This is a genomic window from Roseateles sp., assembly GCF_046300915.1.
Lineage (GTDB): Bacteria > Pseudomonadota > Gammaproteobacteria > Burkholderiales > Burkholderiaceae_C > Kinneretia.
Genome location: NZ_JBKCLH010000238.1, coordinates 1 through 10,551 on the forward strand (window position 1 = coordinate 1; position 10,551 = coordinate 10,551).

General features: G+C 68.9%; 5 protein-coding genes. 1 reads left to right on the forward strand and 4 read right to left on the reverse strand.

From position 1 onward, the window contains the following. Window positions 1-21 precede the first annotated feature (21 nt). Genes ACK5F2_RS17855 through ACK5F2_RS17865 form a run of 3 tightly spaced genes read right to left on the reverse strand, consistent with a single transcriptional unit; the run spans window position 22 to window position 4,312 of the window. Entirely contained in the window at window positions 22-1,971 is a 1,950-nt protein-coding gene (locus ACK5F2_RS17855; protein WP_409867155.1) for a bifunctional 2',3'-cyclic-nucleotide 2'-phosphodiesterase/3'-nucleotidase, read from the reverse strand. A gap of 51 nt (window positions 1,972-2,022) precedes the next feature. Continuing rightward, on the reverse strand, window positions 2,023-2,664 hold the full coding sequence (locus ACK5F2_RS17860; protein WP_409867158.1) for a sensor histidine kinase: 642 nt from the start codon (window positions 2,662-2,664) through the stop codon (window positions 2,023-2,025). Window positions 2,665-2,671: 7 nt separating this feature from the next. Continuing rightward, window positions 2,672-4,312 carry a response regulator gene (locus ACK5F2_RS17865; protein ID WP_409867159.1) on the reverse strand — a complete coding sequence of 547 codons (1,641 nt, stop codon included), beginning with the start codon at window positions 4,310-4,312 and terminating at the stop codon, window positions 2,672-2,674. Between the two features lie 178 nt (window positions 4,313-4,490). Here ACK5F2_RS17865 and ACK5F2_RS17870 point away from each other — a divergent pair, with 178 nt between their 5' ends. Beyond that, window positions 4,491-6,647: a lipoxygenase family protein gene (locus ACK5F2_RS17870; RefSeq protein WP_409867162.1), complete on the forward strand. Its 2,157-nt coding sequence runs from the start codon at window positions 4,491-4,493 to the stop codon at window positions 6,645-6,647. 148 nt (window positions 6,648-6,795) lie between these two features. Here the strand turns inward: ACK5F2_RS17870 and ACK5F2_RS17875 are convergent. After that, the coding region (locus tag ACK5F2_RS17875) for a diguanylate cyclase domain-containing protein (RefSeq protein WP_409867164.1) at window positions 6,796-10,551 on the reverse strand (3,756 nt) is incomplete at its 5' end.

A 10,551-nucleotide genomic window follows, 5' to 3' on the forward strand; every position in this document is an offset into this window, starting at 1 on the left:
GGGTGAGCTACCTCGTTAAATTTAACTTGGGTTTACCCCCCCCCCCACCACAAAACGCCCCGCCCCAGCCCCCCGCCGCTCCACCAGCTTCACGGCCGGGGTGCGGGCCAGGTGCGGGATGCCACCCGCGCCGGAGGCAAAGCGCAGCTTCACGCCCGGCACGGGCAGGATGCGCCAGTTGCCGTCGGCGCTGGGGTTGAAGGTCTTGGCGCTGGCCAGGTACTGGGCCACGGTCTCGCGGTTTTCGTCGGGTGAGTCCACCACGATGCGCTCGCCGCTGAGTGCGGGGAAGTTGCCACCGCCGCTGGCGCGATAGTTGTTGGTCACGACCAGGAACTCCGCCTTGGGATCCACCGCCCGGCCCTGGTAGCGCAGATTCACGATGCGCTGGCCCAGCGCCTCGGTGCGCTGGCCCTCGGCCGTGTAGCGGGCAGGCTGGCTCACATCGATCTCGTAGCTGACGCCCTCGATCATGTCGAAGTTGTAGGAGCGGAAGGCCGACTCCAGCAGCTCTTGGGTGGCGGGCCCCTTGGGATCGATGCGGCGGAACTGGCCGGCGGACATCTCCAGCCATTCGCGCAGCTCGGCGCCGCTGACCTTCACCACCTTGACCGTGTTGGGGTAGACATAGAGGTCGGCCACATGCTTGATGGCCACTGGGCCGGCCGGGATGTCGGTGTAGTTGCCCGTGCCCTGGCGGCCACCGGACTTGAAGGGGGCTGCTGCTGAGAGCAGGGGCAGCTTCTCATAAGCCGTGCCCTGCACCGCGCGGCGGGCGTAGGCCAGCTGGGCCTGGGCCACCAGTTGCACCGAGGGGTCGTCCACCACCTGGGCGAAATAGCTGTGGATGGGTGCGGTGGACTCGGCCACCTGGCTGCGCACATAGTCCAGCGTGCCCTGGTGCTCTGCGGCAATGAGGCCGGCCACGGCCGGATCGGCCTCGACCAGAGGCTGGCGGGCCCTGCGATTGAAGATGGGGCGGATCTCGGCGCGGCTGCTCTGCACCTGCCAGCGGCCGCCGGCATCGCTCAGGTGCAGATCGATCACGCCCAGATGGTCGCCCCAGCGCCCGGGCATCACGGCCGGCACGCCGTAGAGCGTGCCGCGCGCCAGGTCCACGCCGGGGAAGCTGGCAAAGGCGGGCCCGGGGAACTCGGCATGGGCATGGCCCAGCAGCAGCACGTCAACACCCGGCACCCGGGCCAGCTGAGCAGCGACGTTCTCGGCCATCTGGGGCTGCTCATGTTTCTCGATGCCGCTGTGGGCGATGGCCACCACCAGATCGGCGCCCTTTTGACGCATCTCGGGCACCAGGCGCTGGGCGCTCTCCACGATGTCCAGGGCGCGCACCTTGCCCTCCAGGTTCTGTCGGTCCCAGAGCATGATCTGGGGCGGCACAAAGCCGATCACACCGATCTTGAGCACTCGCTCGGCCCCGCTCTCGTCACGCAGGCGCCGCTCCAGGATCACATAGGGTGTGAAGGCCGGCTTGCCGCTGGCAGCTTCCACCACATTGGCGCTCACATAGGGGAACTTGGCGCCCGCGATGGCCTGGCGCAGAAAAGGCAGACCGTAGTTGAACTCATGGTTGCCGATATTGGCGGCGTCCACGTCCAGCGCGTTCAGCACCTTGTAGGCCGGATGCACCTCGCCGCGGGGCAGGGGGCGCACCCGGGCGATGTAGTCGCCCAGGGGATTGCCTTGCAGCAGATCGCCGTTGTCGAAGAGCAGGCTGTTGGGCGCCTCGGCGCGCGCCGCCTTGATCAGGGTGGCGGCCTTGGCCAGGCCGTATTCCTCGGTGGGGCGGTCCTGGTAGTAGTCGTAATTGAGCAGATTCATGTGCACATCCGAGGTCTGCAGGATGCGCAGCTTGAGCTCGGCGGCCTGGGCGCTGAGCAGGCCCGCGCCCAGCAGGGCGGCGGCCAGAAGGCGTAGCGGGAGCGAGGAGCGGAGGGGGGCGACGGTACTCATGGCGACGCATGCTAGCAGCGTGCGCCGCGGCAGACGGATTGGCGACCTGCCTCAGGGAAGGAAGAGCTCGAACACCGCGCCGCCCTCGGGATGATCACGCAGCCGGCTGCGCCCTTGGCGGCCATGGTTGATATGGGCGCGGGCCACTTCCTCGCACACCCTGAGACCCAGGCCCGTGGAGGTGCTGCCCGGGGCCTCGTCGCGCAGGCCCGGGCCGTCATCCCGCACCGAGAAGCACAGCCAGCCGTCCTGCACGTCCAGACCCAGCGTGATACGGCTGCGGGCAAAGCGCAGGGCGTTGTAGAGGGCCGAATCCAAGGCCAGATGGACCAGGGTGCGGTCGTAGAACCAGAAGGGCGGGTTGGCGTCGAGTTGCTGCGTCACCTGCAGCCGACCGTGCAGCAGCATCTCGGCATCCGAGGCCAGCTCCATCAGCATCAGGTCGGGCATCTCCTCCCCGGGGCTGGCCCGCAGGCCGCCTTCCTCGATGGCGCGATGCACGGTCAAGAATTCCATGAGCCGGCGCGTCAGCATCAGCGCCTGCTCATTGGCCTGGCGCGCATGGGCATGGGCAGCCTCGGGCAAAGGCAAGCGGCCCAACTGCCGCAACTCGTCGCTGAGTATGGCCAGGCGGTTCTTCAGGTCGTGAACCACCAGGGCGCTCAGGCGGGGATCAAGACCGGTCGGGGGCATGCTGGGGTCAGGCCTTGCCGCCCACGCGCTCGCGGAAGAATTTGCGAGCCGCCGCCACGCGGTCGTGCATGGGGTGCTGCAGCTCCAGCCGTTCGAGCAGTTCCCGGGCACGGTCCCGATGAGTCTGTCGAACTGCTTCATCGGACTGCCGACCCATGGCGATGAGGTGCAGGGTGCAGAGCTCGATCAGCACATTGAAGTTCTGGGGCGAGCGCGCCAGGATGCGCTCGCCGACTTCCAGCGCCTGGCCCAGCTCACCGCTGCGCTTGGCCCGCTGCAAGTCCGTCATGGCCTGGGCCACCTCCTCGCTGGCGCGCTCGATCAGTTTGCGGCACTCGGCCTCGACCGGCGTTCCCGCCGCCGCCCGCAGGGCGCTGGCCATGAGCAGGGGTTTGTCGCCGTGGTTGCGAGCCACCTCGCCGATGAGTTGCTGGCCCAGATCCGGGTGCCCCGTGCTCAAGGCACTGCGTGCCAGCAGCAGCTTGGACGGGCCATCCAGCCCAGTGCCCTCAGTTTCCAGCGCCGCGGCCACCTCATTCATCACGGCGGCCGCGGCGGTCTCGTTGCCCAGCTGTTGTTGCGCCTGGGCGCCCAGGGCCTTGGCCAGCAGTCGGGCCGGGCCCTGCTCGGCAAAGCGCTTGCCCAGTTCGGCGGCCAGGTTGGCGGCGCGGGCGGGGTCACCGTTGTCCAGCAGGGCCTGGGCCAGCAGCACGCTGTCCTGCGGGCCGGGATTGACGGCATGGCGATTCTTGGCCACGGCCTGCTCCAGCACCTTGACGGCCAGCTCGGTCTCACCTGCGGCCAGGGCCAGGCCACCCAGGCGCGTCTTGCGCTTGGCGTTGGGCACCAGCTCGGCCACGGTGCGGGCCGTGTTCAGGGCCGCCTCGGCGTCGCCCTGTTCCTCGGCGATCTCGAGCAAGGTGTCGTAGGCGCTGGCGAAGCTGGGTTGGGCGCGGGTGAGCCGCTCCAGCTCGGCGCGGGCCGCCTCGGGTCGCCCCAGTGCGCGCTGGGCCTGAGCGTGCCCCAGCCGGGCCCAGGCCAGTTCGGAGTTCAGGTCCAGGGCGCTGCCATAGCAGGCCAGGGCTTCCTCAAAGCGGGCCAGGCGCATCAGGGCCTGGGCCTTGTGCTTGAGGCCTTCGCTGGAGAGCGCATCGCCGCGCTTGATGAAGGCTTCCGCTTCCTTGAGCACCTCATCCCACTGCTGTGCATCGGCAGCCAGCAGCAGGGGGGCCAGGGCTTGCTTGCGCGCGGTGAGCCCCTCAATGTAGCGGGCCAGCAACTGGTCGGTGAAGGGCTTGATGATGTAGCCGTCGGGCAGGAAATCGCCGGCAGCCAGCACATCTCCACGCAAGGCGTTGGCGGAGATGAAGATCCAGGGCGCCACGGGGCTGAGCAGGCGGCCACCTCGCGCGGCTTCCAGTAGCTGCTGGCCGTCAGCGCCATCACCCAGGTTGTAGTCGCTGAGCACCAGATCCATGGGCTCGCTGCGCAGATGGCGCAGGGCCTCGGCCGCGTCGCTGGCCATGAGCACATGCCGGAAGCCAAGACGGTACAGCGACTCACGGATGATGTGTCGCACCTGCTGCTGGTCATCGATCACCAGCACCTTCATGGCGCTGCTTGGTTTGACGGCACGGGGCGTGTTCATCGTGGCCACAGCTTAGGCCCTGAAGCCGAATCGGACAACTGCTGGAGGCTTTGCGCTGCTTTTCCAAGCATCCCCCGAGCCCGAGGCCGGCTACCGTGCTGCCCGCCATCCCTCAGGCCCTCGCGGTGAGGCAAGACATGGCACCTTCCATTCCGGAACTACCGAGGCAGAACCACCTATGAACTCCAGCCCCGCCTATGGCGCTACGGCCGCTCGACCCGAGATTCCCAGTTTGCCGCAGACTCAGAGCCCCGAGGCCCGCGAAGCGCGCCGCTTCCAGCTCTCGCTGGCGCGCACCGAGTACAACTATATGCAGAGCTATCTGGAGGGCGTGCCGCTGTCGGCCGACCTGCCGGCGGGCGAGAAGTTCAACCCGGCCTACGAGGCCCAGGTGCTGCAGGTCTTTCTGGTGCTGAGTGCGAATTTCCAGCGCGCCGTGCTGCGCCTGCTGGAGCGTGAGCTCAGCGCCGACCTGCCCGAGGCCGCGCTGCAGCGCGTGCAGCAGTGCTACGAGCAGCTGAAAAAAGACCTGGGCGGCTGGCATATCGGCCGCGACATCAAGGACCTGCAGGCCTTCTTCGAGGCCCTGGCGGCTCTGCCTGCGGCGCTCAAGGACATGATGCATCTGCCCCAGGACCTTCTCAAGATGGCGACCGGCCTGGACGCGGTCTTCAAGGACTTTGCGGCCAACGGCCCCACCGCCTTCCTGAAGTCCACGCTCTATGACATGCTCAACACCAGCCGGGGGCGTGACTATCTCTTGCCGCGCTCCCTGCAGGATTACCGCGATCTGATGCAGGACCTGCCCCAGCCCCTGATGCTGGAGATCGCTCGCCAGGACTGGATGCCGACCACGCCCGCCGAGCCCTGCGAGCAAGACTGGTTCTTCGGCTGGCTGCAGACGGCAGGTTTCAACACCACCTTGCTGCGCGCCGTGGTGGCCCAGCCGGCGCCGGGCAGTCAGCAGATGGCCCTGGCCGAGCTGCTGCGCAAGATGCCGGTGAGCGATGCCCTGCTGCGGGCCGAGCTCGGGCCGGGGGCGCCCAGCCTGACCGAAGCCGCCGGGCGCGGCCGCCTCTTCGTGGTGGACTATGCCCTGCTGGAGGGGGCTTGGGCCGACAAGCTCAACGGCCGCCAGCGCTATCTGGCCGCGCCTATCGCGCTTTTCTACTGGAACCCGCAGCCGCCTGCCGGCTACCCGCCCTACGCCGAGGGCGTGCTCCAGCCCCTGGCCATCCAGCTGGCCCAGCAGCACGATGCCGAGACCGCGCCCATCTTCAGCCCGCGCGACAGCGCTCGCGCCAACGATGCCGGCGGCTACAAGTGGCAGCTGGCCAAGCATTTCGTCAATGTGGCGGCGGCCATCCAGCATGAATCCATCGCCCATCTGGGCAACTGCCATCTGGTGATCGAGCCCATCGTGGTGGCGGCGCACCGGCAGCTGGCCCTGCAGCATCCCCTGCTCAAGCTGCTGGAGCCGCATTTCCGCTTCACCATCAATATCAACGACTCGGCCATCCACAGCCTGATCGTGCCCGGCGGCGTGGTGGCCTGCAATGTGGGGCCGGCCATCGAGTGCACCCTGGGCATGCTGGCCAAGGCGCGCAGCGAGTGGCGCTGGGACGAGAACCACCCCGAGCGCCTCTTCGCGCTGCGCGGCGTGGAGCGGCTGCAGCCCTTTGCCTTCCGTGAGGACACCTTGCTGCTGTGGCGCGCCATCCATGAGTTCGTCGGCCGCTATCTGCGCCTGTACTACCGCAGTGATGCGGACGTGCGCGCGGACGAGGAGCTGCAGGGCTTTGTGGCCGAGCTGGTGGACCCGCGCTATGCCGGCTTTCAGGGCCTGGGCGGCCTGGTGCCCAGCGGCGACCCCAAGCGGCCCTGGCGTCTGGAAAGCCTGGACTATCTGATCGAGATGGTGGCCCAGATGATTTACATCGCCGGCCCCCAGCACGCTTCGGTGAACTATGCCCAGTACCCGCTGATGTCCTACGCGCCCAGCGTTACCGGCAGCCTCTACCAGCCCGCGCCCACGCGCTCCACCCGGCTGGAGAGCGAGCAGGACTGCCTGCCCTGGTATCCGCCGCTGGATCTGGCGCTCTACGGCCTGTCCTTCGAGTACCTGCTCAGCGGGGTGCAGTACGACCGCCTGGGCCAGTACGAGCACAACCCGCGCGATCCCTATTTCAGTGATCCGCGGGTGGCGCCCCTGGTGGCGGACTTCCAGTCCGCCCTGTCCCTGGCCGAGATCGAGATCCGCAAGCGCAACCGGGGGCGGCCCATGCCGTACCCCTTCCAGCTGCCTTCGCAGATCCCCAACAGCATCAGCATCTGAGCTTGCGGCCCTTCCAGCGCTGGTCCTTCACGGGCCGAGCGCCGGGCCGCCCCAAGCCGGCCCGCGCTGTCCGGGTCGGCGGTCCTGGGTCGCGGGCCCGAGCGTCCCCTCGGGGTACCGTCCCCGCCGATTGGCGTGGACGAGGGGCTCACACGCCGGACCAGCGCCGCCCCCCCTCCCGCTTGGCCCGGTACAGGGCCTGGTCGGCCGCGGCCAGCAGCTGTTCGGGCTTGGAGTCCACGTCCGCCACCTGGCAGGCCACGCCCAGGCTGAGGCTCACATGCGGGGCCACGCTGGACTGGGCGTGGGCAAAGCCCAGGGCATCCACCGCGTCCAGGCAGGCCTGGGCCAGGTGCTGGGCGGCCGCCATGTCGGTGCCCGGCAGTAGCAGGGCGAACTCCTCGCCGCCATAGCGCGCCAGCAGATCGCCGGCGCGGCTGGCCACGCCCTGCAGGCACTCGGCCACGGCCTTGATGCAGCGGTCGCCCTCCAGGTGGCCGTAGTGGTCGTTGAACTGCTTGAAGAAGTCGATATCCACCATCAGCAGCGCCAGGGGGCTGCCCTGGCGCTGGCTGCGGCGCCACTCCAGCTGCAGGCGCTCGTCGAAGGCTCGGCGGTTGGCCACGCCGGTCAGTCCGTCGCGCATGCTCATCTGGCGCAGCTCTTCGGTGCGCAGCGCCACCTTGTTCTCCAGGCTCTCATAAAGCCTGGCATTGACCAGCGAGATGGCCGCCTGGCTGCTCAGCAGTTCCAGGCTTTGCTGGTGTCGTGTTGTGAAGGCGTTTTCAAGGCGCTGGTGCTCCATATAGACCAGGGCCACCAGCTTGCCCTGTCGGAGCACGGGCAGGCAGATCACGGAGCGCGGCGCCTGCTGGCGCAGGTAGACGCTGTGGGCAAAGCGCTCATCCAGCTCGGGGCGGTTCAGCACCAGGGTGCGGCGGGTGAGTCGCACATAGTCGATCAGGACGCTGGGCAGCAGGGCCTGGCCCTGGTCCCCCAGCTCGGGCAGGGGCATGCACAGGCGCTGCGAAGCGAGCTGGCCGCGATCATCCAGGCCGCCAATGGCCTCCACCACCAGGCCGTCCTCGTCCTCCAGCGCGATGGCGCCGCGCTCGGCGCCCGCATGCTGCAGCAGCACGCCCAGCATCTGCGGCAGCAGGGTGTCCAGATGGATCTCCTGGGCCAGCAGTTGGTTGGCCTTCATCAGGGCGTGCAGATCGATGCTGAAGCCGCCGTCCAAGGGGTCGCGGTAGCTGCCACCGCCATCACTGCTGCGACCGGTGCTGTTGCGGCGGCCCGTTCCCCGAGCCAGGACGAAGGGCAGCTGGGGCCATTGGTCCTCGAGCTGGCGGCATTTCACTAAGGCTCCCCAGCGCTGGAAGTGGTAGTGCGCCTCGCGCAGGAAATGGCCGGCCAGCTGGGGCTGGCCCTGGGTCATCCAGAAGCGGCCATAAGCCTCGTTGGCCAGGCCGGCGGCGGTGGTGAAGCCGGCTGCCTCGGCCGACTCGATGGCGCGTGCATAAAGGTTCATGGCCGAGCGCTCCTCCCCGCGCACGCGGGCCAGCTCGGCGGCGATCAGGTCGCGCTTGTGGGCGAAGTTGGCCGTGCAGCCCTCGGCCCAGGTCTCGAAACGCGCCAGCAGGGTCTGAGCCTGGAGCAGGGCCTGGCTGGCGTCCTCGGCAAAGCCCTCGCGCAGCCAGCCTAGGGCGGCGTAGAAGCTGCCTTCCACTACCGAGGGGCTGTCGGGCAGGCAGGCCGCCACCACGGGCAGGCGGGGCAGGGCCAGGCGCCAGCTGGCGGCGTCACCCATCAGATAGGCATGGCGCAGCTGAGCCACGCTGTAGAGCGCTAGCGGAATGGAGGGGGGCGCATCGGGGCGGTGGAAGAGCTCGCTGCTGCGGCAGTCCTCGCTGTCCAGGCTCAGGGCTGAGAGTGTCTGGCCGCGCAGGGCACGCAGGGGCTGCAGCACGCCGTGTCGCAGCATGGCCTCGGTGGCGCTCTGACGGGTCTTGAGCAGGAACTTCAGGCTCTGCTCGCAGCGCGTCTGCAGATCAGCCAGCTCATGGCCCAGCGCCAGGCGGTTGACCTGGCCCAGCAGGGCGCAGTAGCCGGCATCCAGCGGGTTCAGGCCGCTCAGGCCCATCTCCACGCCACGGTCCAGCTTGGCCAGGGTCTCACTGAGCGGATCGCACCAGTGCTGGTAGAAGGCCGAGAAGTACTGGTAGATGCTCAGGCGGACATGGGCGTTGTCGCGCAGCTCGGCCAGCCGCAGGGCCAGGCGGCCCAGGGCATGGCATTGCGGGTAGGGCTTGCCCATGGCCGCGCTGGCGCTCATATAAGCGGCATAGGCGATGCAGCTGTAATCGTTCTGCCCGTGGCGCAGCGTGGTCTGCAGCATGCGGCTGGCATTGAGCACATAGGCGCCCAGGCGGCCGCACTGGTAGCTGGCATAGGCCATGGCATTGCCCAGCTGCATCTCCAGCCGGTGCAGGGGCGAGACCATATCGGCCGCGTGCAGCACCGCGTCCTGGCCTCGCTCGGCCAGCAGGGCCTCGGTGGCGGCGTACTCGGCCGGGAACAGGGCCATGGCGCCCGCATCGTCCGGGAAGGGGTGGTCCAGCTGGGCCAGGGCGTCCTGAATCACCGCATAGGCATCGGTGAAGCGACCCTGGATGTGGTACTGGTCCACCTGCACCAGCTGCAGGGCGAGGCGGCCGGCCAGATCCGGGCAAGCGGCCAGGGCCTCGGGGTAGAGGCGCTCTGCGGCCTCGAAATGCCCGGCCAGGTACTCGGCTTCGGCCAGGGCCAGGTAGAGGGCCAGGGTCTGCGCGGGATTGGTCTGCCAGGACCCGGGCACGCGCAGTGCCATGGCCTGGCACAGCAGGGCCACGGCCGCGTCATGGGCCGAGGCGGCCTTGGCCCGCAGGCCGGCGCGCAGGTTCAGGGCCAGCAGCCGGGCGCGCTCGGCCGGGTCATCGATCAGGTCCACGGCCTGGTTCAGGCATTCCAGGATCACGAAGAGGCGCTGCTCCAGCTCGGCCTCGCCGCAGGCGGCCAGCAGGCGGCGGCCGCAGCGCAGCAGCAGGGCAGGCAGCTCGGCGGCCGGGGTCAGGTCATGCGCGGCCTGCTGCACGCGGTCGTGCAGAAAGCGGTAGCGCGCGCCCTCCAGCAGCTCGGGGCTGTGCTCGAACTTGTAGTCCTCGCCCAGTGGCAGCAGCAGGCCGGCCAGCAGGGCGGGGCGCAGCTGCCGGGCGGTGGCCGAGGCATCCTGCTCACTCAGGGCCATGAGCTCGCGCAGGTCCACGCGCTCGCCCAGCAAGGCGGCCTGGGCCAGCAGAGCCTGGGTGGCGGGGGGCAGCTCGCGCAGGCGCTGCAGCATCAGGGTGACGACGTTGTCCGTCATCTCGCGCTGGCGGATCTGATCCAGATCCCAGCGCCAGGCGCCCAGGTGCCGCTCGTAGCGCAGATCGCCATGCGCGTGCAGGCTGCGCAGGAACTGGCCCAGGAAGAAGGGGTTGCCGCGGGTCTTGTCCAGGCACAGCGAGGCCAGGTCGGCCACGGCCTCGGTCGTGCCGTGCAGGGTGTCGGCCAGCAGCTGGTGGACGCTGACGGCATCCAGGGGCTCGAGCTTGAGCGTGTGAAGGGGGCTGGAGTCGGTGCGAGCCAGGGTCTGCATCAGCTGGCGCAGCGGGTGGGCATCGTCCACCTCGTTGTCGCGGTAGGCGCCGATGATGAAGAGTCCGCAGCCGACCGCTCCCTCGGTGCTTTCCTGCAGCAGCTGCTGCAGCAGGCGCAGGCTGGGCACGTCCACCCACTGCAGATCGTCGAGGAACAGAACCAGGGGATGGTCCGGTCGCGCCAGCGCATGCAGGAACTGGGTGAAGGCGATGTGCAGGCGCTGTTC